Source organism: Pseudoalteromonas sp. ABE4_541 (assembly GCF_056312285.1).
The window spans coordinates 138,923-160,683 of record NZ_JBSVEM010000009.1 but is presented as its reverse complement, the minus strand read 5'-3'; the positions used below and the strand labels follow the sequence as shown (position 1 = coordinate 160,683).

Sequence of the window (21,761 nt, the reverse complement as noted above, 5' to 3'; positions counted from 1 at the left end):
TTATACTTACGCGTCTTAAGTAATAATAAAGAATCATCATGAAACTAAAAATGACACTAAGTGCGTTAGCTATTGCGGTTATAAGCGGTTGTGCAACAACGGCAAGTAACACACAAGCAGACGTACGAAGCGCTTACAACAGCATTAATGCGAAACAGCTCGCTGAACACGTTAAAACATTGGCCTCTGACGAGTTTGGTGGGCGAGCTCCGTCATCAAAAGGTGAAGAATTAACTCTCGCTTATTTGACCAAGCAATTTAAAGCGCTGGGTTATGCTCCAGGTAATGGAGATAGCTTTTTACAAGAAGTCCCGCTGGTCTCAATTGAAGCGGACTCAAATATGACACTTGATATTGGTGGAAAATCTTACCAATACAAAAAAGATATGGTGATGGGCACAAGCCGTATCAGCCCATTTGAATCGATTAAAGACTCGGAATTGGTATTCGTCGGTTATGGTGTAAACGCGCCAGAATACGGCTGGAACGACTACGAAGGACTAGATGTTAAGGGCAAGACAGTAGTAATGCTCGTCAACGATCCAGGCTACGCAACCAAAGACAAATCCATGTTTACTGGTGAAGCGATGACGTATTATGGTCGCTGGACATATAAATATGAAGAAGCAAGCCGTCAAGGTGCAGCCGGTGCTATTATCATTCATGAAACAGCGCCAGCTTCTTACCCTTGGAGTGTCGTTGAAAACTCATGGAGCGGTGAGCAATTTGGCTTCCAAAAAGCGAATAACAATATGGACAGAGTTGCTGTTGAAGGTTGGGTAACCGTTGATGTGGCAAAAGAGCTGTTTGAAAAAGCGGGTCTTGATTTTGATACAGCAAAGGCCAATGCAGCCAAAGGCGCATATCATGTGGATATGGGTGATTTAACTGCGTCTGTTTCAATAAAGAGCAAAATAAAAACATCGACTTCTTACAACTTCATAGCCACATTGCCTGGTAGCAAAACACCTGATGAACATATCATCTACTCAGCACACTGGGATCACCTTGGCACAGACAAAAACCGTAAAGGCGATCAAATATACAACGGCGCACATGACAATGCGACTGGTACAGGCGGTATGATAGAAGTTGCCGAAGCGTTTGCAACTTTGCCTAACCGTCCTGACCGCTCTATCACCTTCTTAGCTGTAACCGCTGAAGAACAAGGCTTACTTGGTTCTAAATTTTACGCAGCTAACCCAGTCATTTCAGCCAACAAATCAGTTGCAAATATCAATATGGATAGCTTAAATCTTTTAGGTAAGGTTAAAGACATCAGCGTGGTTGGTATTGGAAAATCCTCTCTTGATGACATGCTAGCAAACGCAGCCAAGCAACAAGGCCGAACCGTTTCAGGTGATCCGAAACCTGCATCAGGTGGCTACTACCGCTCTGATCACTTCGCGTTTGCCAATATGGGTGTACCAGCAATGTATGCTGGTGGCGGTACCCAAGCGCTTGATGAAGAAACTGCGAACTATCGTAAGCGCATGAGCTTAGTGTTACGAGGCTGCTACCATCAACCTTGCGATCGCTTCCGCGATGAATGGGACCTAAGTGGTGCAGTACAAGATTTACAGCTGTTTTATCAAGTTGGTTATGATATTTCACAGCAATCAGATTGGCCAACTTGGAATGCAACGTCCGAGTTTCAGCGCAAATGATATTGATTATCATTTAGATTGATATATAGTGTGACTAAGTTTTTTAAATTTGGTCACACTTATGTTGCAGCTCGAGCGCTTAACTACATTTGGGCTTAATTCCCAAACACGCATCTCGTTTAACAGTAAACGATTAATTTTCCCTCTTCTACTCTGTTTGGCGTTAATGAGTGACTCGCTTGGAGCGTTAACTCGAGTGACATTAGCCGACGCATATTTTCAAGTGACCGTTTTTGTTGCAAGTACACTGTATGTCTATTTTATTTTTTCTAAAAAGTTTCCTAATTTTGAGCTGTCTCATATAAAACAAAAATCTCCTCTACTAGAAATGTGCTATGCGGCAGTTTTAGGTGCTCTTCCTGGCTGCGGTGGGGCAATTATCATTGTTACTCAATATACGAAACAACAAGCTAGCTTCGGCGCACTCGTCGCTGTGCTGACTGCCACCATGGGCGATGCCGCGTTTTTGTTACTGGCCAAACAACCCTTAACAGCTATCGCGATTATCGCCATTGGGGTTGTCGTTGGTATTTTAAGTGGCTTAATAGCCAATGCATTACCAACAAAATTTCAACCCACATTGTTTATAAAACGAGCTAACAATCCAATTGAAAGTGTTATTCAGGACAAAACCCCCTTCACTATTCGGTTTTCCCAATACTTGTTGTTGCCAAGTTTAATGATCGCCCTACTCATCGCATTCAACGTTGAGTTTGGACAATGGAGCATGTTGATTGAATATATCGGCTGTGCTTTTGCACTACTGGTGGTTTTCTCTTGGGCTGTGAACCCTACCAAACAAAAACTGAAAGCTGATTTAACTGCTCAATGCAATTACTTAGAGTGTGTAATAAAAGACACTCAGTTTGTGAGTGTTTGGGTTATTGCAAGCTTTATGCTCTATGAGGTAAGCGTGAGTATCTTTAAATTAGATATATCACTGTTATTCGGCCAAATTGGTCCATTTGCACCTTTGATTGCCATTCTCATCGGCTTTATTCCAGGCTGCGGACCTCAAATCGTTGTAACCAGCCTTTATCTTCAGGGCAGTATTCCATTTAGTGCATTAGTGGGGAATGCAATTTCTAACGATGGTGATGCGCTATTTCCAGCGATAGCCATTGCTCCATCTGCAGCTTTGATTGCTACTGCATATTCTGCCATCCCAGCTTTAATTGTCGCCTATATGTTTCATATATTGGTATAAAGGTGTAATGCTATGTAATTCACATTTACTCACTAGATGACTACATTTTGTTTGTCTTGGTGTGGCAAACCATCTTCAAAACAAAAAGGTGTGTAGTGTTTATCACAAACAGACAAAGATGAATGAACAAGTTACAAAGGAATATAATTATGTCTACACAAACAGTTGGCCTTTCAAGCCCAGTTTATCAATTTCAACGTGTCTTAGCATATACATTGGGTCAATCTGCATCAGTAATGGTTTCAGATTTAGACAGCTCAACAAACACGGTGAATGTTATTGCAAGCTCAGCAGCAACTGCGCAAGCCTTAGCACAAATCGTTAAACCAGAGCAAAGCTTTGGCAATCTAAAAGTGGCGATTACTGTCAAAGACATTAATGGCAACACGTATCAAGCTACACAGTCAAACAGCACAACCGACATGCTTGTTGAGTCTGCTAAAACAGCGCTTATCAACAACCCACTTATTTTTGATGTGCGTTCAGTATCCGATTTCAGCGGCAAGCTTGTTGCAGGGATCTCCGTGGTGCCAACAGCCATTCAATTTTGGAATGACAATTTGGCAAACCCATCTTCGTTTACAACATTACTCGCAGAAAGTGGATTTGAGCAGGTATTAGTAGAACAATTTAAAGTGTTCAGCGAAGGGAAGCATATTGGCAACAACTAAAACGGACTTGAATGCGTAACTAAAAAAACACATTCAAGATGCGACTTAGCACAAGGAGAGTACTTATGTGCTCTCCTATTACCATTCAAATATATACGCCATTTTACTAATTGTTTTAAGGGCAACACCATGAGTGTTACGTTTTGCGTAGAGATGTTGTAAGGACTTATCTTTCACTTCTCCTACAATCACCTCCTTAACCTGATAGCCCATTGCAACAGCGGCCGCACTATAAGCCACAAACTCCCATTTTTTTATATTCGTATTGTCTACAATGACTAAGGGAATACCTTCAGCTAAACCGTTAATAAAACGAGCAAGGTTTAAATTATGGTACTGAGGCAATTTGAATTTTTCAAAGTGATACTCACCCGCATCATTGTAAAAATAGTCATCCGTTGAGCAGATCAAACTTTGCGTTTCATCACCCGCAACCAACTCATCTACCAATGTTTGCGCATAGTGTGTTTTGCCACATCCTGGCAACCCTCGTAATATAAAAACCTGTTTCATCGACAATTAAAGTTACCTAAACCGTATGTATAAATTTATATCCAAACGCTTATGATGCCATATTTTTGAAATTTAATCATGAAATACGCATGTTTATTGTGTACTTTAAGCACTTTGGCTAGGTCAAAAGTAGTCATTCGCTCACATATCGATTAATAAAGCACATTAAGTTGTAAAAGAGTTGCAATTGAGTGTTTTTTTATTGGCGTATGAGAGGTAAGATACGGCCTACGTGTCTGTAAATATGTTACAGGTACATCGAATAATTATTAGGTAACTTATATCATTGGAGTGAAAATGAGCCACATAGCGATAACGGAGCTACTAAAGGGCACCGTTGCGGTAGACAGCCAGGTAACAGTTAAAGGTTGGATCCGTACACGCCGCGATTCAAAAGCAGGTATTTCTTTCTTAGCCGTTCATGACGGTTCTTGTTTTGACCCTATCCAAGCAGTTGTTCCTAATTCGCTCAATAATTATGAAGAAGTTACCCGCTTAACGGCTGGTTGCTCTGTAAAAGTAACAGGCGTGTTAGTTAAATCTGAAGGCCAAGGTCAAGCTTTTGAAATTCAAGCAAACTCAGTAGAAGTACTTGGTTGGGTAGAAAACCCAGACACCTACCCTATGGCGGCAAAACGCCACAGTATTGAATATTTACGTGAACACGCTCACCTACGTCCTCGTACCAACGTGATTGGCGCTGTAACGCGTGTTCGTAACTGTTTGTCACAAGCGATCCACCGCTTTTTCCACGAGCAGGGCTACATGTGGATCAGCACACCAATCATCACAGCCAGTGACTGTGAAGGTGCTGGTGAAATGTTCCGCGTGTCGACGCTAGATATGAACAACCTGCCACGCACAGATAAAGGTGACGTTGATTACTCTGAAGACTTTTTTGGTAAAGAGGCATTCTTAACAGTATCAGGCCAGTTAAATGGTGAGACATACGCAAGCGCCATGTCAAAAATTTACACATTTGGCCCTACTTTCCGTGCAGAGAACTCAAATACCTCTCGTCACTTAGCTGAATTTTGGATGGTAGAGCCTGAGGTCGCATTTGCGGACTTAGAAGACATCGCAAGCTTAGCCGAAAATATGCTTAAGTATGTATTCAAAGCGGTGTTAACTGAACGTCGTGACGATATGGAGTTCTTTGCACAGCGCATTGAAAAAACAGCAATTTCACGACTAGAAGAATTTGTTGAAAAAGATTTTGCACAAGTTGATTACACAGATGCAATCGAAATCTTGAAAGCGTGTGATAAGCAATTCGAATTTCCTGTTGAATGGGGTGTAGACTTGCAGTCTGAACATGAGCGTTATTTAGCTGAAGAGCACTTTAAAGCGCCAGTTGTAATTAAAAACTACCCTCGCGATATTAAAGCATTCTACATGCGCCAAAATGAAGATGGTAAAACTGTCGCTGCGATGGACGTTGTAGCACCAGGTATCGGTGAAATCATCGGTGGTTCACAACGTGAAGAGCGTTTAGACGTACTTGATCAACGTCTAGAAGAAATGGGCTTAAACAAAGAAGATTATAGCTGGTATAGAGATTTACGTCGTTACGGTACGGTACCACATTCTGGTTTTGGTCTCGGTTTTGAGCGTTTAGTAGCTTATGTTACAGGTATGGGCAACGTACGTGATGTAATTGCTTTCCCTCGTACAAAAGGCAGCGCTACTTACTGATTTTCATAAGTGATGAATTTAAAACCCAGCCGTTTGGCTGGGTTTTTGTTTCTAGAATTTAAAATCTAGCGGCTAAACTCAGGCCAAGTTTTAGATTTTTGATCTTATTCGTATCTATTGAATCGGAAGCGACATTTATCTTAAACCAATTTGATTCTATCTTTAATTCGGGTGTTTGGTGTAAAAAGTCATATGCACCTTCAAGCTTGAGATACCCAAAGTCGTATAACACACCTAAACTGGAGAACACTTCATCAGCCCTCTTACTCACGCTAGCTACAACGCCCCACTTTTCAGGCTGGTATCTAATTTCAGTGTTCAAATAGGCCGGTAAGTACACCGTTTCGTCAAAAGAGGTTTCCTTTCCTTTGAGTAGCGGCCTAAATGACTCAAAACCGTCGTTGTCAATAAAGCTTCCTTTTGTATCTATATTGGTTTCTGTATAGCCTACTTGCTTAATTGTGAAACGGTTGAATAGATCCGCAAGTTCAACTTCCATTGAAAAAGCATCATCTATTTTATATTGGAACGAAACATTTAGTGACAAACCTGTTCCTTGAGTTTGCCAATTGCCATTATATGGTCGCTTAAGGAAATTCTTTCCCGTATAGCTCTCAGTTAAGTCTAACTGACCCAACAGCTTATTTTTATCACCACCAATTACTTGACCGTTTAGTCTAGACTCTCTCATTGATTCTACTTGCCAAACAAACAGATCAAACTGCGCCGTAATATCACCCATATTTGTATCATAACCGAATGCCAGCCCCTTACTTTCAAGCTGTTGAAACTTCAGTTTAATGTCATAGGCAGAGTCATTCAAAAGCGCTTTTTTTTTGGAATTCTGATAATAGGCTAACGCTGTATCAGGATTAGAATCTATTACATAATCCAGCCTATATAAAGCTGAGATTCTGTAATTGTTAGCTTGGTAACTAACACCAGCGATTGATTGTGAGAATGCTTTATCTGCTGTTTTATTTGGAGCGCTGAGCCAATTATCGTCTATAACTTGCTTGATTGGAGCAAGACTACTGTAAGAATGGCTATACAAAAAAGGTTTTATCGAATGCTCATTAGCATACGCCGAAGCACTAGCAGCTAATGCAGTCATATATATAAATTTACACATGCGTTACTACGAAAATTAGAAGTGAAATTGCCGGGTATAAAGCTACCCGGCAGGATGGTATTACAATGTCTCTACGCTACCATCGTTGTATTTGATAAACGTTAGATTATCTCGCTTGACAATCTTGGCTTGTTCTTGCTCATTTATTCTGAGCACGCCTAACGTAACTTCGTTATTTAAACTTTGTGGCTTTTCAAACAACTCAAGCCATACGCCTTCCTCATTCACTGAAATTATGGAACCTGTTTTTGGATTATGTTGAATATCCAAAGTTCGCTTCGTCCCCAGTTGTGCGAGCTTATAAACTAACGCTAGGTAGTACGACTCTGTGTTGTTATTAAGCCTATCATGGTACAAAGCTATATCAATACTGTTGTTAGATATCATATAAGACAAATTCAAAATGGCGCTTAGATAAGCTAAACCCTGCTCATTACTCATCGTTGTAGTTAATAGTGCTTGAGTAGAACTACCTTCAGAGTCAGTAAAACGGCCATTTAAGATTAAGTTTTGAGGTACCAGTGAAACCTCCTGCTCGCCTATTAACTGAGCAAAATAAAGGCGTAGTGTTTCGTCTCCCTGAACCAACTTAGTCTCGATCTTTCCATCAAACTTAAGCTCACTTTCCAAAGTACTTTGCATCGATACTACTAAGTTCAATTCACCAGAGGTAATTGAATTATCATCGCTCTGTTCTAGGTTGGCATAACTGCCACTAGTTATTTCTAAACTTGTTTTTGCAGTTGCTAATTTACCTACTAAGGTAAGCTTATAGTTACTTGTTCCAGCATGCTGTTGCAGTGCAGCTGTTACTTGAATCACATGAGTACCAACTGCAGCATTGATGATAAATGTTCCGTTCAATTTATCCAGTTGCACTGTCCCAGTAATTCCATTCAAATTACTATAATGTGAGATGTTAAATAGTGTATTAGTTGAAATACCATTATTTATATCTGAATTGATACGAGATACGACAGAAGTAACTTCACTCAACAAAATAAAGTTGCTCATCTCTTCATTCACCAGCTCTGATGAACGCTCTAACAAGTTAATAAACTTTTTGCTTTGAGTATCTTGCTCAGACTGTTCTATCAGCCCAAAAAAGTTGGCGAACATACGAAAATCATTAACCATCGCTTTGGCTTTCTCGATATCAATGCCTGAAGTTTTCTCGCTCGCGACAGGTTCAATTCTCAACTCTTCTGATGATGCTAACTTTACTTGAAGGTCGTTATTTAGCTCGTTGGAGATTACATTTAGATGATTGCGCTTATGCGGCGTTACGTTTTCCGCTAAGTATTTTGCAGCCTCTAGTGCTTCGCCATATGTAGACTGAGCATTAAGTTCAAATTGCTCATCGCCATCATCTAAAGCCAGCATATGCCCATCAAAATTTGCTAAATCGTTCATAGCAAGTGTTAACTTGTCAGAAGGTAGTAGCTGATCATTTTGGACTTTATAAACATTGTTCATAATTCCCGTGTTTACTAGCGCATATTTAAGGGTCTGGGTGTCAGTCACAGACTCTAATTCAGATTTATCATGTATAGCGGTTGGTTTAATCGTAGTAATATCTGGATCTAATGAAAACAAGCTGGCTACTTTACTTGTAACTTCAAAAATAGATTCTTCATCAAATGCCCCTTTACTTTCAACTAACCCAGAAGCTAGGTAAGTAACTGGTGTAATGTTGGCACGAATCTCATTTTGTCCTTGACCTATATAAACAAAACTAGAAAGTGACAAATCTTTGTCCAGCTCAGCTAATTGTAGCTGTTCTGAAAAGTCGTATTCACCACATCCTACGGTTGCATCACAAATGGCAATCGTATCGTTGTCAGCAGTAACCTGGACTTTGAGCGCACCTTCATAATCTTTAATTGTGAACTCAAAATATCCATTTTCGTCAGTTTTTATATTAGTAACATTGAGTTTATCTGGGGCTACCTTAGCTATTGCTCCATTGTTTACACTAAATACATTGACATTTGCATTATAAAAGCTTCCATTGCCAGCGTACCCACTCACTTTTGTTTCGCTAACGGGTTCACTCGTACCACTTGAAGTTTCTCCACCGTTCAAGTTTTGTTCTTCATTATTAACTTGTTCACTCGAACCACCGCAAGCCGCAAGAGCGCCAGATAGCGCTAATATCAGTGCTGTTTTTTTAAATTCCATTAAAATTTTCCAAATCACAATTACCTAAAACTCCGCCATTGTACAAGTAAATCGTACAAATAGGTACATCCACTCGATTTGAATTATGGGAGTCTTTACAAGTTTTGGCTCAATAGCAAAAAGCCCGGTTAATTAACCGGGCTTTTATGATCACGCAGACATAATTAACTCATTGCCATCATCATTTTGGCAGAGTTTTCAAGGTACGCTTTCCATAGGTTATTGAATCGCGCAATGGTCCCTCCATCAATCACTCGGTGGTCACCTGACCAGCTCACCTGCATGATTGCTCGTGATACAACGTTCCCTTTATCATCAAAACGCGGCAAGTGTTGCAGCTTGCCTAACGCAACGATCGCAACTTCAGGTTTGTTGATGATAGGTGTCGCTGTGGTGCCTCCTATCGCGCCAATGTTAGAAATTGAAATTGTTCCGCCTTTTAAATCATCTGGCGATACGCGTCCCTCTCTAGCAGCCTCAGTCAAGCGTGTAACTTCGTTTGCCACTTCTACAATTGACTTGGTTTGGCACCCTTTAATATTGGGTACCAATAAACCAAGTTTTGAATCCACGGCCATGCCAATGTTATGGTCATCAAAATAAGTGATTTCTGTACAGTCGTCATTTACTTGTGAATTAACAATTGGATACTCTTTAATTGCTAGAGACAGCGCTTTTATAAAGAACGGCATCATTGTTAGCTTAATGCCCTCTTTTGCATATTGCTCTTTGAGTTCTTTACGCAAAGCAATTATCTCGGTCAGATCAATTTCATCACTAAAGGTAAAGTGTGGAATTGTCGACACAGACGCAACCATTTGCTTTGCCATCGCCGCTTTCATGCCACGAATGGGCTCTGTACGCTTACCAGCGCTAACCACCTGTGTGGTAGTGCTCGCTGAGGACACATTTGATGCCGATGCCACAGGTTGAGCTTGACCACCACCTTCAACAAAGCGCGTGATGTCTTCTTTGTAAATTCGACCATTTTTTCCTGAGCCCGGTACTTCATTAATATCAATATCGTGCTCACGCGCTAGTCGACGAACAGCTGGAGATGCTATTGCTTTAACATTGGCTGGCAGCTGAGTCTTTGGTTGTTGGCTTTTTGCAGCTTTGACTGTTTGTGCTGCCGCTTTCACTTCAACTTTTGCTTCTACTGGCGCATCATTTGCACCAGCCAAACGCATTTGGAAAAGCGCACTATGTACTTTTGCAATTTCACCTTTTTGATAATAAAGCTTCTCTACGATACCATCATGTTTCGCAGGAATTTGTACGAGGGCTTTATCGGTCATCACGTCACAAACAGCTTGGTCTTCTTTGATCTCATCACCTTCAGAAACAAGCCATTCTACAATTTCACACTCAACAATTCCCTCACCGATATCCGGCAAGATGAAGTCCTCTAATTGAGAACTTGCGCAAGCTTTATTGGACGAGTCAGCTACCGCACCGTCATTTGCTGGTGTCGCACCTGCTACTTCCATTGCAAAAAGCGGTTCATGGACTTTGGCAATTTCACCCTTTTCATAGTGTAATGTTGTGATCACGCCATCATGTACAGCCGGGATCTGAACCAGTGCTTTATCGGTCATTACGTCACAAATTGGCTGATCTTCTTTTACTTCATCACCAACAGCCACTAACCATTCAACGATTTCGCACTCTACAATGCCTTCGCCAATATCTGGTAAGATAAATTCTTTAGCCATGACTAATCCTTAAAACTCAACTGATTTCTTAATAGCCGCAAACACTTTTAATGCATCTGGCACATATTCTTTTTCTAGCGCTAAAGGATATGGAGTATCTAAACCACACACTCGCATAATGGGAGATTCAAGGTGCAAGAAACACTCTTGTTGAATAGTCGCCGCAATTTCAGCCCCAAAGCCATTGGTGATTGGGGCCTCATGGCTGATAATCAAACGACCCGTTTTCACTACCGATTTGGCAACCGTTTCCATATCCCAAGGTAAAATACTGCGCAAGTCAATCACTTCACAGCTCACGCCCGCCTCTTCTGCTTTCACGGCTGCTTGCTCAATGATCTCCATTTGTGCACCCCAAGCTAGTAATGTGACATCAGAGCCTTCTTTAACCACTTCCGCTTTACCTAGCTCAATGGTGTAATCCTCTTCGGGCACTTCGCCTACAGATGCACGATATAAGCGCTTGGGCTCAAAGAAAATAACCGGGTTATCGTCTTTGATACAAGCTCGTAATAGACCTTTTGCTTGATAAGGATTACGTGGCACAACCAACTTCAAACCTGGTGTGTGCGCGAAGTACGCTTCTGGTGATTGAGAGTGATATAAGCCGCCAGCAATTCCCCCACCGTATGGTGTACGGATGGTTAAATTACCCACGTTAAACTCATTACCACTGCGGTAACGGAATTTGGCAGACTCATTCACGATTTGGTCAAATGCTGGAAAAATATAATCAGCAAATTGGATCTCAGCCAACGCGGGCGCTCCAAATGCTGCAAGACCATTAGCAAACCCCAGAATACCTTGTTCCGTTAAAGGCGTGTTAAATACACGGTGCTTACCATACTTTTCTTGCAAACCAGATGTTGCGCGAAAAACACCACCAAAATACCCAACATCTTCTCCAAAAATACAAGCCTGTGGATGTTCGTTCATGGTAATGTCTAATGCCGAGTTAATGGCATGGAGCATATTCATTTTAGCCATTATTTTAATCTCCCTGCTGTCACTGGGTATGCGTCTGGGTGGCGCTTAATATGTTCTTTCAATTCTTCGTATTGTTTTTGCAAAGACGGGATCGGCGTGTCATATACATCCGAAACAAGCTCTTCAAGCGCTGGCTTTTGTACTTTTTCTGCCACTTTTACTGCCGCTAAAATATCTTCTCGGATCTTATCTTTGGCTTCTTCATCTTCTTTTTCGTCAAGCCAACCTTGCTTTAACATCCACTTTCTGAAGCGCTCTATTGGGCAGCTTGCTTTAAATTGTGCTTCTTCTTCTTTACTACGGTAGCCAGAAGGATCGTCAGATGTTGAGTGTGCACCTAAACGATAAGCGATTGACTCAATTAACACAGGCTCCCCACTTTTTGCGGCGATTTTACGCGCAGCCTGTGTTGCAGCGTATACAGCCAGCGCATCGGCACCATCTACACGAATTGTTTTAATTCCATAGCCCACACCGCGTGATGCGATACCATCTCCTTTGAATTGTTCGTCCGCAGGAGTTGAAATAGCGTAACCATTATTGCGAGCAAAGAAAATTACTGGCGCTTCATGAACTGCTGCCATATTTAGACCCGCATGGAAATCACCTTCAGACGCTGCTCCTTCCCCGAAATAACAAATAGTCACATTTTCAATTTCTGAAGACAGCTTGCCGCTTTCTTTATCAATGTGTTTGAGCTTTTGACCGTATGCATAACCTGTCGCTTGAGGAATTTGCGTACCGAGAGGAGAAGAGATTGTCATGTAATGCAATTCGCTTGAACCGTAATGAACGGGCATTTGTCTGCCTTTTCCTAAATCCTGCTCATTAGAAAACAACTGGTTCATAAACTGCTCAAGCGTAAAACCACGGTATGCTATGGCTGCTTGCTCGCGATACTGAGCCATGATCATATCATCTTGCTTTAACGCCGCTGTACTCGCTGTAATTGCCGCTTCTTCACCCAAACATTGCATGTAAAAGCTAACTCGCCCTTGACGTTGAGCGGCTTGCATTCGTTCATCTAATAAACGAATAAAGCGCATTGTCGAGTACAAACGTTGTGCGGTGTCTTTATCTATATCAGGCGCAGTCGCACCGTCCAATATTTCACCGTTATCACCTAAAATAGTGAGTGTTGGAATATCTAAGACATGGCTATCAGTAAACTTCAACGCATGGCTGATATTTAACGATATGTTATTGGGGTTAGTCATAACCTACCTTCTCTTGTTGTCATAACACATTTGCAGCACTTTTTTGCTTACACATAAAAGTTGTCGACACAGCGCCAATCTAATTGAATTTTTTAATTATTAATTAGCAGTAGTTTGTAAAAATAATCTGTTCGACAAATGCAAATTGATTAAATTAAAACTTGTGTCACTTTACGTTAACGTAAAGGGTTATTCAACTAATCCTAGGTGAATAACCCTAAATTTGCATAATTATGCTTGGAAAGATTTCGATACGGCAGGGTAAAATGTTTTAAAACAGTGATTTAGACAAACCTTTCATCCACTTCCATCGGAATAACTGTGAGTAAAGCACGCTGACCAATGGCAACATTGGCATTTGGAAAAATAATCGCCTCTCCCTCTACTTCCGCCAAGTACTGGGTTTCTCCGTCAGTTGCAAGCAACTCCCCTTTAGAAAAACCAGTAAAGTTTTCCGCACTTTCAGGAAACGGAAATGTAAAGTTTTCTTGAGTACGATTGATGGTTCTGTGCACTTGAAACAACTCAAACTGAGAAGAATTAAAATCACCAAAATTCAACTCATCTTGGCTAATTAATGCAGAAAGCGTGTATTTCGTTTTAGCAAATCGTGACATGTCATTTTCACCGAATGGCTTAACCTGACCTAATTCTACGGTGAATGAATCCGCATCAAATTGTTTCGATGAAAAATAACTAAATGTGGTCGCAGCTGAACGCATCATTAGCACGGTATTTACGCCGCACGCCAGTAAAAATTGTAACTGCTGCTTTTTCCAAGGCTTGCCGTGCAAGAACGGATAGACTGCAAACTTTTCATTTTTTGAGCCTCGAATAGCTGTGTGTAAATCATAGTGGCAACGATAACGACCTTCTTCAACTTGCGTAAAAAATTCCGTCACATAGTGCTCGAGATTCGCAGCGCGCTCACGTTCCTTATTAACCGTACCACCCTGTGCATGAGTACCATTAAATAAACGATTGAGGTTTTCTTCCACAAAACGCTCACCAATATTTATCGACTTAGGGTTACCAAAAATAAACAGAACACGATGTTTGAGCTCTAGTTCTCCCGTAATAATCGCTTTTATCAACTCATCACATATTTCGATTGGCGCGGTTTCGTTACCATGTACCGCACTTGAAAGCACAATATCTTTTCCACCGTAATTTTTTGGTGTGAACTGGATCACTCCGGTATCTTTCACGTCAGCTACCGTGCCATTGTCCAATACAAATTGTGAAGCAGTTAAATGAAATTCATTGTTACGAGTCAGGGTTAGAAAATCCCCAGATTTCTTGAGTTCTTCAAGATACATACGGTCACCTAGTGTTTGTGTGAGAGTCAGCACCTATAATTAATAGATGCAAAAAAGCCATGCAAATGCATGGCTTCAATCATAGTTACTAATCTAACTTATTACTGAATCAACTAGCTCTTTCGCCTCTTGCTCAAGTTGAGCAAGGTGCGCTTCGCCTTTAAATGATTCAAGATAAATCTTATAAATATCTTCTGTGCCCGAAGGTCTTGCTGCAAACCAGCCATTCTCAGTAACCACTTTCAAGCCGCCAATATCCGCATTATTGCCCGGCGCTTTGGTTAGTATTTGAGTGATTTTATCCCCAGCGAGTTCATCTGCTTTTACATCTTCGGCACTCAGCGCTTTTAAGCGCGACTTTTGCTCAGTTGTTGCTGGTGCATCAATACGTTTGTACATCGGCGCACCAAACTGAGCTTCAAGTTCTTTATAGCGTTCTGACGGAGTTTTTCCCGTAACAGCCAAGATCTCAGCGGCAAGCAAGCCTAAAATAAAACCATCTTTGTCGGTATTCCACACATCGCCATTCTTGCGCAGAAATGACGCGCCCGCACTTTCTTCGCCACCAAATGCAAGCCATTGCTTGTTTAAGCCTTTGACAAACCATTTAAATCCGACTGGCACTTCATATACTTCGTGATTATTTGCATTAACTACTTTATCAATCATAGCTGACGAAACCAGTGTTTTGCCGATTTTTACATCACTTGGCCATTGGCGATGATTCAATAAGTAGTCAATTGCAACTGCTAAAAAGTGATTTGGATTCATTAATCCGTCTCTTGTCACTATGCCGTGGCGGTCATAGTCAGGATCATTACCAATACCAATATCATAATCATCTTTCAGCGCGATTAAATTCGCCATCGCATAGGGTGATGAACAGTCCATGCGGATTTTTCCGTCTTTATCTAACGGCATGAATGCAAAACGAGGATCGACTTCGTTATTGACGACAGTCAAATTTAGGTTGTGCATCTTAGCAATGACCGGCCAAAAGTTAATACCTGAACCACCAAGAGGATCGACGCCAATTGATACGCCTGCTTTGGCTATTGCCTGTAAGTCAATAATATTTGTTAAGTCTTCGACATATGGCGTAATTAAATCTTCGTATTTAATAAAACCAGATCGGCTTGCCTTGGCAAATGGAAACAACTCCACCTCTACTAGGTCTTCTAGTAGTAGCTGATTTGCTCTGTCTTCTATCCACTTTGTAATGTCAGTATCTGCTGGGCCACCATTCGGCGGATTATACTTGAAGCCACCATCTTCAGGCGGATTATGTGAAGGCGTTACGACTATGCCATCAGCTAACTCATTCGGATTACGCTTATTGTGGCAAACTATCGCATGACTAATAACTGGCGTTGGTGTGTAATCATCGTTTTCTTGCGTAATAACTTGAACTTCGTTTGCGACTAACACTTCAATCGCAGAATTAAATGCGGCTTCCGATAGAGCATGTGTATCTTTACCTAAAAATAAAGGTCCAAAGATATCATTCGCTTTTCGATAATCACAAATTGCCTGAGTGATAGCTAAAATATGTGATTCATTAAACTTTACATTATATGAGCAACCTCGGTGTCCAGACGTGCCAAACGCCACGCACTGCTCTGGATTTTGTTCCAAATCGGGCTCGTTAAGATAATAGGCAGATACAAGTTTTGGTATGTTCGCCAATTGCGACTGCGCGGCTTTTTTACCTGCGCCAGGATGGAGTGCCATACGATGTCCTTATAGGTAGTCTCGGATAGTTTCAGCTTGCGCTTCAGTGTAGCCTAAGCATAATGCTACTTCATGAAGCATCATTTTTTTACGAGTCGTATTTGAGTTGGTCATAACCCAATATTCGCTATCTAGAATATTCTTTGGGTTCATACTACTACCACTTTCAAGTAACGCTTCTTTACTTTTTGCAAAATAAATTCGGTCTCTGCCCTTAATATCGAGCACTTTGTGAAAAGACTTTTTATGCGTTCTGTGTAAGGCACACAGAATAAACAAAAAGCGCCCTACCACACCTTTTTGCATCGCTAGCTCTTCTTTATTTAGTATGTTGAACACATTTTCATGAGTTTGCGTTGCAGTTTTTGTAGTCGGCTGCTGTTGTTCTTGTTCTGCTGTTTTGGCACTTTCATCACTTATTGGTGCTTGTGACGTACTGCTGTCAGTAGAAAGGTTTAATAAACGACGCAATATTTGTGAGGCACTTTCGCCAATACTTTGTGTATTGCTAGCGATGTATTGATAAAGTTCGTCATCTATTTCTATTTTCTTCATGCTTTTCCTGTCATTACTGAAATTTCGTGCATCTATTTTCGATTATATCGTGATTTGCTCTATTACTCTACGGCTTTGAATTTTCGCCCAACACTGGCACAATTGCGTTCATATATTTAGGAGAAAGCATGTTACTTAACTATTCCCAAACGGGCTCAGGCCCTCATGTTATCTTAATTCACGGTCTGTTTGGCTCTTTAGATAATCTCAACATTATTGCAAAAGCCTTATCTGAGCACTTCACTGTAACCAACGTAGATTTACGCAATCATGGCCAATCATTCCACGATAAAATCATGGACTACCCTACGATGGCCATCGATGTACTGTCACTCATGGATACGCTCAATATAGAGAAAGCTCACTTGGTAGGTCATTCTATGGGTGGAAAAGTTGCAATGCAACTGGCAATGGACGCACAAGTACGGATAGATCGTCTTGTCGTTCTTGATATCGCGCCGGTTAACTATCACTCAAGACACGATGAGATCATTAACGGGCTGAAGTCTGTTGCACAAAGCACAGTAACTAATCGCTCTGAGGCAGATAAATTGCTGGCAGCTTTTATCGACGAGTTAGGGGTTCGCCAGTTTTTACTTAAAAGTTTAGTTAAAAATGAATCAGGTACCTACTCTTGGCGCTTCAACCTACCCGATATATGTCACAACTATATAAAAATCATCTCAAATATAAATGCATCTCATTCTTGTTTGTGCGATACTCTGTTCGTTAAAGGAAACGACTCAGACTACATACTACCGGAACATAGAGAAGCCATCATGGCGCTTTTCCCAAATGCGAAAGCAAAAGTGATTCATGGTGCAGGTCATTGGCTACATGCACAAAAACCTGAATCGGTAAATCGCTCGATTCTAGATTTTCTTCAATAATCGAGCTGTTTTTAACGTGGAACTTAATTTATCTCAATTGATTATGTTATAGTACGCGCCGTTTGAGTTTTTAGTAGAGCGCACATGGTCAGTCAGTTTATAAATGAATTCGAAACTTTGGGGCTATATTTCGCGTTAGCTGGCATTCTCTTTTTTATTGGCATGGCAATTCAGGATGTACTAAAAAAAGGGGACGTACCAAAGTTTGGTAGATATATAGTCTGGTTAGTCTTATTTTTAGGCTGCTCAGGATTCATAGCAAAAGGGTTAATTCAAGTGTTCTGGCAAGGTGCAGGTGTTGGTTAACCATGGCAAAGTCTGAGGCAGATAGAACTACAATCGACTTATTTGATAATGAAAAACGCCCGGGACGACCTAAAACAAACCCACTTCCTCGCGAGGTTCAATTAAAGGTCAACAAGCGTAATCAAATAAAGCGAGACAAAGCACGCGGCTTAAAACGCGTAGAATTTAAAGTCTCTTCAGAGCTATATCAAGCTTTGAGTGACATGGCAGATGCTCAAAACATAAGCCGAAGCGCATTGATTGAGACCATCTTGCAAGAGAAATTAGCGAATAATAGATAGAAGGTAAGCACTAAATGGCAAGCGTAGGTATTTTTTTCGGTAGCGATACAGGCAACACAGAACACGTTGCCAAAATGATACAAAAAGAGTTAGGTAAAAAACTTGTCGATGTTAAGGATATTGCTAAAAGTAGCAAAGAAGAAATCGCTGAGTTTGACCTAATTTTATTCGGTATCCCAACGTGGTACTACGGTGAAGCGCAGTGCGATTGGGATGACTTCTTTCCCGAATTGGAAGAAGTTGATTTTGAAGGTAAGTTAGTTGCGATATTTGGCTGCGGCGACCAAGAAGACTATGCTGAGTATTTCTTAGACGCTATGGGTATGATCAATGATATCGTTACCGAACGTGGCGCAATCGTAGTTGGCCACTGGTCTACTGAAGGCTATGAGTTTGAAGCGTCTAAAGCGCTTGTTGATGATACTCATTTTGTGGGCCTTGGTATTGATGAAGACCGCCAACCAGAGCTAACTGAACAGCGCGTAAAAGCATGGTCCGCGCAAGTTTACGATGAAATGTGCTTAGCCGAATTAGAAGACTAAATTATTTCACGCTTTGCACTTAATTGCTTAGCACGTTATTCTTAAGTTTAGCGTCGTCGTGCATATGACTTAAGATAAATACACAAGACAGATTGAGACAGATTTAATGACTGATCACAACTTAGAACTAAAAAAAGCCGGTTTAAAGGTTACTTTGCCAAGAATTAAGATTCTTGAGATCCTACAATCACCCGACAACCAACACATTAGTGCAGAAGACGTGTATAAAATCTTATTAGACTTGGGTGAAGAGATTGGCTTAGCAACTGTCTATCGCGTTTTAAACCAGTTTGATGACGCTGGTATCGTTTCGCGTCACCATTTCGAAGGTGGTAAGTCAGTATTTGAGCTATCTGGTAGTACACACCATGATCACTTAGTTTGCTTGAAATGTGGCAAAGTTGTTGAGTTTGAAGACGAGGTTATCGAAAGCAGACAGGAAGAAATCGCTAAAGAAAATGGTATTCGTTTAACCAACCACTCGCTTTATCTTTATGGCGAATGTAGCGACACTGAAGCGTGTAAAAAGTACGCTGAAGAGAACGGTGGTTAATTCTAACCTTTCTCGTAACCGGCTTAGGCCGGTTTTTTTATGTCTGGCTTTCAACCATTTGAGCACTCCACCATCAAAACACTGGATATTTGTACAATAAAATATAGAATGTATTTCTTGCAGTTAAAGGATGAATAAGATGTATAAAATTTTCGAGCGTTTTACACAACCGTTTCCAGAATCAGATATCACTCAACCTCCCAATACGCTATACGCATTTTGCCGCTTTTATACCAAAGGTATGGAATGGCCATTGTTTTTTATGTCACTCAGTGCCGCAGTATTAGCCGTATTAGAAGTCACTTTATTTAGCTTTATGGGTGATCTCGTAGATTGGCTTTCACACTACACCCCACAAACACTGTTTAAAGAAAAATATGATGACTTACTTTATATGGGGGTAGTTACACTTTTCGTGCTGCCCATATTGGTGTTCTTCCATTCTACCGTGTTACATCAAAGCTTACTGGGTAACTATCCCATGTCTATTCGCTGGCAGGCTCATCGCTATTTACTAAAACAAAGCATGAGTTTCTACCAAGACGAATTCGCTGGGCGTATTGCAACCAAAGTAATGCAAACAGCGTTGGCAGTTAGGGAAAGTGTAATGAAACTGCTAGATGTATTGGTCTATATATTAGTCTATTTTGGTGCCATGCTCGCTCTGGTAGCACAAGCAGATATTAGACTCATGTTACCTATGTTAGCATGGCTAGCTCTGTATGTAAGTGTACAAGTTTATTTTGTGCCAAAGTTAAAACATGTTTCTGCAGCGCAAGCAGACGCCCGCTCCCAGATGACAGGCCGTATTGTGGATAGTTATGCAAATATTTCAACGGTGAAGCTATTTTCCTATACACAACGTGAAGAGCAATACGCCAAAGAAAGTATGGAATTATTCATTGATCCGGTTTACAAACAAATGCGCCTAGCGACAAGCCTCAATATCAGCGTGCAAGCTCTTAATTATCTCCTGGTATTTTCAGTTGCGGCATTATCACTCTATTTATGGTCATTTAGCGCAATAACCGCAGGGGCTATCGCTATCACGGTAAGCCTTGCGCTGCGTTTAAACGGTATGTCGCAATGGATCATGTGGGAAATAAGTGGATTATTTGAAAACATTGGTACAGTCAGTGACGGCATGGCTACTTTATCAAAAGCTATAGATATTAAGGACAGACCAGACGCGAACACATTTGACTTCAAAACGGGTTCTATCGAGTTTAAACACGTTAACTTCGCCTACAAGCGCCTTGATAAAAACACGCACAACAATGTGCTTAACGATCTTTGTTTATCGATTCAAGCCGGGCAAAAGATTGGCGTGGTTGGACGATCAGGTGCAGGCAAATCAACACTGGTTAATTTGTTACTAAGGTTTTATGACCTTGATTCTGGCAGTATTTGCATTGACGACACCGATATATCAAGCATCACTCAAGAGAGCTTGCGCCAACACATTGCCATGGTGACTCAAGACACTTCCCTATTACATCGCAGTGTACGAGATAATATTCTTTACGGACGACCGAACGCAACTGAAGAAGAACTCATTAATGCCACCAAAAAAGCGCAAGCTTATGAGTTTATACATACCCTCGAAGATAACGAAGGAAACACTGGATTTGACGCGCAAGTTGGTGAGCGTGGTGTTAAACTTTCTGGTGGTCAAAGACAACGTATAGCTATTGCACGTGTACTGCTAAAAGATGCGCCTATTCTGATATTAGATGAAGCGACATCAGCCCTAGACTCGGAAGTAGAAAGCGCTATCCAAGACAGTCTCGACTCACTTATGGCGGGGAAAACAGTCATCGCCATCGCGCATCGCTTGTCAACGATTGCTCAAATGGACAAATTAATTGTCATGGAAGAAGGACAGATTATCGAGCAAGGTACACACACAGATTTACTTTCTTTAGGTGGTGTTTACGCCAAACTGTGGGCACATCAAACAGGTGGCTTTATTGGCGTGGAATAACACCTAAACAAAACAGGTTACATACTTGCTCTATGAGCACATCAAGCGCTTCTTCATCTAGAGGCGCTTGCCATTTTATAGCTTGTTCCCAAAACGTAATTTTTTTGAGCCCTCCCCAAAAAAACGCAGCAGCGAAATTAGCATTAAATTGGCCTAGACAATTGGCTTTTTCAGCATCTTCAAACCATTGAAGCATCGCTTTTTCGCAGTTCATAAAGCGCTCATTTAAACTATCAGCCTGCTCTTTTGAGCGCATTGACTCTATCATAACGATTCGAGATAAGGTGAGATAGTCTTCATCATTAAGTAGCGCAACGGCACTCATTGCGAGGTGGCGTAGTTGAGTTTTAAAATCAAAGTTGGGAATAAATTGAATTGCAGTAAGTGGCGTTATACGACTGATCAACAAGTCGACAACTACGTCAAATAAAGCGTCTTTCGTAGCAAAATGCTTATATAGCGTACGCTTAGATACATTTGCAGTAGTGGCTACTTGCTCCATTGTCATAGCAGAAAGGCCATACTGCGCAAACAAGTCGATAGCAGCGCGGAGAATATCACTCTGCTTTTGGGAATACTGCGTCATAATTAGTTACATTGCTAATCAAATTAACG

The 21,761-nt window shown here is 41.1% G+C and carries 20 protein-coding genes; 10 read left to right on the top strand and 10 right to left on the bottom strand.

All coding sequences use genetic code 11. The features are described from left to right. Window positions 1–38: 38 nt before the first annotated feature. From ACW689_RS11095 to ACW689_RS11085, 3 genes are all read left to right on the top strand, one after another. Window positions 39–1,667, top strand: coding sequence for a M28 family metallopeptidase (locus ACW689_RS11095; protein WP_476291286.1), 1,629 nt, complete (start codon window positions 39–41; stop codon window positions 1,665–1,667). Window positions 1,668–1,833: 166 nt separating this feature from the next. Beyond that, the gene (locus tag ACW689_RS11090) at window positions 1,834–2,874 is read left to right on the top strand and encodes a putative manganese transporter (RefSeq protein WP_476291284.1); all 1,041 of its coding nucleotides are present in this window, start codon (window positions 1,834–1,836) and stop codon (window positions 2,872–2,874) included. 149 nt (window positions 2,875–3,023) lie between these two features. Then, a complete protein-coding gene (locus ACW689_RS11085; protein WP_476291282.1) occupies window positions 3,024–3,545 on the top strand; it encodes a hypothetical protein in 522 nt (173 codons plus the stop codon). A gap of 78 nt (window positions 3,546–3,623) precedes the next feature. On the opposite strand, the gene ACW689_RS11080 is transcribed toward ACW689_RS11085, so the two are convergent. Beyond that, on the bottom strand, window positions 3,624–4,058 hold the full coding sequence (locus tag ACW689_RS11080; RefSeq protein ID WP_476291280.1) for an AAA family ATPase: 435 nt from the start codon (window positions 4,056–4,058) through the stop codon (window positions 3,624–3,626). Window positions 4,059–4,355: 297 nt separating this feature from the next. Between ACW689_RS11080 and asnS the strand changes: the two genes are divergently transcribed. Further along, window positions 4,356–5,753, top strand: a complete 1,398-nt coding sequence (gene asnS, locus ACW689_RS11075) for an asparagine--tRNA ligase (RefSeq protein ID WP_476291278.1) — start codon at window positions 4,356–4,358, stop codon at window positions 5,751–5,753. A 58-nt stretch (window positions 5,754–5,811) separates the two neighbouring features. On the opposite strand, the gene ACW689_RS11070 is transcribed toward asnS, so the two are convergent. The 8 genes from ACW689_RS11070 to seqA form a co-directional block, all read right to left on the bottom strand. Beyond that, window positions 5,812–6,867 (bottom strand): hypothetical protein, encoded by a 1,056-nt coding sequence (locus ACW689_RS11070; protein ID WP_476291276.1) that lies wholly within the window; start codon window positions 6,865–6,867, stop codon window positions 5,812–5,814. A gap of 78 nt (window positions 6,868–6,945) precedes the next feature. Further along, entirely contained in the window at window positions 6,946–9,066 is a 2,121-nt protein-coding gene (locus ACW689_RS11065) for a hypothetical protein (RefSeq protein WP_476291274.1), read from the bottom strand. 164 nt (window positions 9,067–9,230) lie between these two features. After that, window positions 9,231–10,781 (bottom strand): dihydrolipoyllysine-residue acetyltransferase, encoded by a 1,551-nt coding sequence (locus ACW689_RS11060; protein WP_476291272.1) that lies wholly within the window; start codon window positions 10,779–10,781, stop codon window positions 9,231–9,233. Between the two features lie 9 nt (window positions 10,782–10,790). Continuing rightward, on the bottom strand, window positions 10,791–11,768 hold the full coding sequence (locus ACW689_RS11055; RefSeq protein WP_476291270.1) for an alpha-ketoacid dehydrogenase subunit beta: 978 nt from the start codon (window positions 11,766–11,768) through the stop codon (window positions 10,791–10,793). Then, entirely contained in the window at window positions 11,768–12,985 is a 1,218-nt protein-coding gene (locus ACW689_RS11050) for a thiamine pyrophosphate-dependent dehydrogenase E1 component subunit alpha (protein ID WP_476291268.1), read from the bottom strand. The genes ACW689_RS11055 and ACW689_RS11050 overlap by 1 nt, the downstream gene beginning before the upstream one ends. Window positions 12,986–13,269: 284 nt before the next feature. Further along, window positions 13,270–14,304, bottom strand: a complete 1,035-nt coding sequence (astE, locus tag ACW689_RS11045; protein ID WP_476291266.1) for a succinylglutamate desuccinylase — start codon at window positions 14,302–14,304, stop codon at window positions 13,270–13,272. Window positions 14,305–14,397: 93 nt separating this feature from the next. Then, window positions 14,398–16,035, bottom strand: coding sequence for a phosphoglucomutase (alpha-D-glucose-1,6-bisphosphate-dependent) (pgm, locus tag ACW689_RS11040; RefSeq protein WP_476291264.1), 1,638 nt, complete (start codon window positions 16,033–16,035; stop codon window positions 14,398–14,400). A gap of 9 nt (window positions 16,036–16,044) precedes the next feature. Further along, complete coding sequence (gene seqA / locus ACW689_RS11035) at window positions 16,045–16,590, bottom strand: replication initiation negative regulator SeqA (protein WP_476291262.1); 546 nt, start codon at window positions 16,588–16,590, stop codon at window positions 16,045–16,047. Between the two features lie 128 nt (window positions 16,591–16,718). On the opposite strand from seqA, the gene ACW689_RS11030 reads away from it, so the two are divergent. From ACW689_RS11030 to ACW689_RS11005, 6 genes are all read left to right on the top strand, one after another. Then, complete coding sequence (locus ACW689_RS11030) at window positions 16,719–17,480, top strand: alpha/beta fold hydrolase (RefSeq protein WP_476291260.1); 762 nt, start codon at window positions 16,719–16,721, stop codon at window positions 17,478–17,480. Between the two features lie 84 nt (window positions 17,481–17,564). Continuing rightward, entirely contained in the window at window positions 17,565–17,786 is a 222-nt protein-coding gene (locus ACW689_RS11025; protein WP_476291258.1) for a DUF2788 domain-containing protein, read from the top strand. Between the two features lie 2 nt (window positions 17,787–17,788). Further along, window positions 17,789–18,067 carry a LexA regulated protein gene (gene ybfE, locus ACW689_RS11020; protein WP_476291256.1) on the top strand — a complete coding sequence of 93 codons (279 nt, stop codon included), beginning with the start codon at window positions 17,789–17,791 and terminating at the stop codon, window positions 18,065–18,067. Window positions 18,068–18,081: 14 nt separating this feature from the next. Beyond that, entirely contained in the window at window positions 18,082–18,609 is a 528-nt protein-coding gene (gene fldA, locus ACW689_RS11015) for a flavodoxin FldA (RefSeq protein WP_476291254.1), read from the top strand. Between the two features lie 106 nt (window positions 18,610–18,715). Beyond that, window positions 18,716–19,162, top strand: a complete 447-nt coding sequence (gene fur / locus ACW689_RS11010; protein ID WP_476291252.1) for a ferric iron uptake transcriptional regulator — start codon at window positions 18,716–18,718, stop codon at window positions 19,160–19,162. A gap of 139 nt (window positions 19,163–19,301) precedes the next feature. Continuing rightward, entirely contained in the window at window positions 19,302–21,146 is a 1,845-nt protein-coding gene (locus ACW689_RS11005; protein ID WP_476291250.1) for an ABC transporter ATP-binding protein, read from the top strand. Here the strand turns inward: ACW689_RS11005 and ACW689_RS11000 are convergent. Continuing rightward, window positions 21,130–21,732 (bottom strand): TetR/AcrR family transcriptional regulator, encoded by a 603-nt coding sequence (locus tag ACW689_RS11000; protein ID WP_476291248.1) that lies wholly within the window; start codon window positions 21,730–21,732, stop codon window positions 21,130–21,132. The two genes, ACW689_RS11005 and ACW689_RS11000, sit on opposite strands and share 17 nt — an antisense overlap. Window positions 21,733–21,761 lie beyond the last annotated feature (29 nt).

What these genes read in the sequence shown, in the direction of transcription:
- ACW689_RS11095 (WP_476291286.1), top strand. Translation starts at nt 39, where the DNA reads ATGAAACTAAAAATGACACTAAGTGCGTTAGCTATTGCGGTTATAAGC.
- seqA (WP_476291262.1), bottom strand. Translation starts at nt 16,590, where the DNA reads ATGAAGAAAATAGAAATAGATGACGAACTTTATCAATACATCGCTAGC.
- ACW689_RS11025 (WP_476291258.1), top strand. Translation starts at nt 17,565, where the DNA reads ATGGTCAGTCAGTTTATAAATGAATTCGAAACTTTGGGGCTATATTTC.
- ybfE (WP_476291256.1), top strand. Translation starts at nt 17,789, where the DNA reads ATGGCAAAGTCTGAGGCAGATAGAACTACAATCGACTTATTTGATAAT.
- ACW689_RS11060 (WP_476291272.1), bottom strand. Translation starts at nt 10,781, where the DNA reads ATGGCTAAAGAATTTATCTTACCAGATATTGGCGAAGGCATTGTAGAG.
- ACW689_RS11055 (WP_476291270.1), bottom strand. Translation starts at nt 11,768, where the DNA reads ATGGCTAAAATGAATATGCTCCATGCCATTAACTCGGCATTAGACATT.
- fldA (WP_476291254.1), top strand. Translation starts at nt 18,082, where the DNA reads ATGGCAAGCGTAGGTATTTTTTTCGGTAGCGATACAGGCAACACAGAA.
- ACW689_RS11005 (WP_476291250.1), top strand. Translation starts at nt 19,302, where the DNA reads ATGTATAAAATTTTCGAGCGTTTTACACAACCGTTTCCAGAATCAGAT.
- astE (WP_476291266.1), bottom strand. Translation starts at nt 14,304, where the DNA reads ATGTATCTTGAAGAACTCAAGAAATCTGGGGATTTTCTAACCCTGACT.
- ACW689_RS11085 (WP_476291282.1), top strand. Translation starts at nt 3,024, where the DNA reads ATGTCTACACAAACAGTTGGCCTTTCAAGCCCAGTTTATCAATTTCAA.
- ACW689_RS11090 (WP_476291284.1), top strand. Translation starts at nt 1,834, where the DNA reads ATGAGTGACTCGCTTGGAGCGTTAACTCGAGTGACATTAGCCGACGCA.
- ACW689_RS11000 (WP_476291248.1), bottom strand. Translation starts at nt 21,732, where the DNA reads ATGACGCAGTATTCCCAAAAGCAGAGTGATATTCTCCGCGCTGCTATC.
- ACW689_RS11070 (WP_476291276.1), bottom strand. Translation starts at nt 6,867, where the DNA reads ATGACTGCATTAGCTGCTAGTGCTTCGGCGTATGCTAATGAGCATTCG.
- ACW689_RS11030 (WP_476291260.1), top strand. Translation starts at nt 16,719, where the DNA reads ATGTTACTTAACTATTCCCAAACGGGCTCAGGCCCTCATGTTATCTTA.
- ACW689_RS11065 (WP_476291274.1), bottom strand. Translation starts at nt 9,066, where the DNA reads ATGGAATTTAAAAAAACAGCACTGATATTAGCGCTATCTGGCGCTCTT.
- pgm (WP_476291264.1), bottom strand. Translation starts at nt 16,035, where the DNA reads ATGGCACTCCATCCTGGCGCAGGTAAAAAAGCCGCGCAGTCGCAATTG.
- ACW689_RS11080 (WP_476291280.1), bottom strand. Translation starts at nt 4,058, where the DNA reads ATGAAACAGGTTTTTATATTACGAGGGTTGCCAGGATGTGGCAAAACA.
- fur (WP_476291252.1), top strand. Translation starts at nt 18,716, where the DNA reads ATGACTGATCACAACTTAGAACTAAAAAAAGCCGGTTTAAAGGTTACT.
- ACW689_RS11050 (WP_476291268.1), bottom strand. Translation starts at nt 12,985, where the DNA reads ATGACTAACCCCAATAACATATCGTTAAATATCAGCCATGCGTTGAAG.
- asnS (WP_476291278.1), top strand. Translation starts at nt 4,356, where the DNA reads ATGAGCCACATAGCGATAACGGAGCTACTAAAGGGCACCGTTGCGGTA.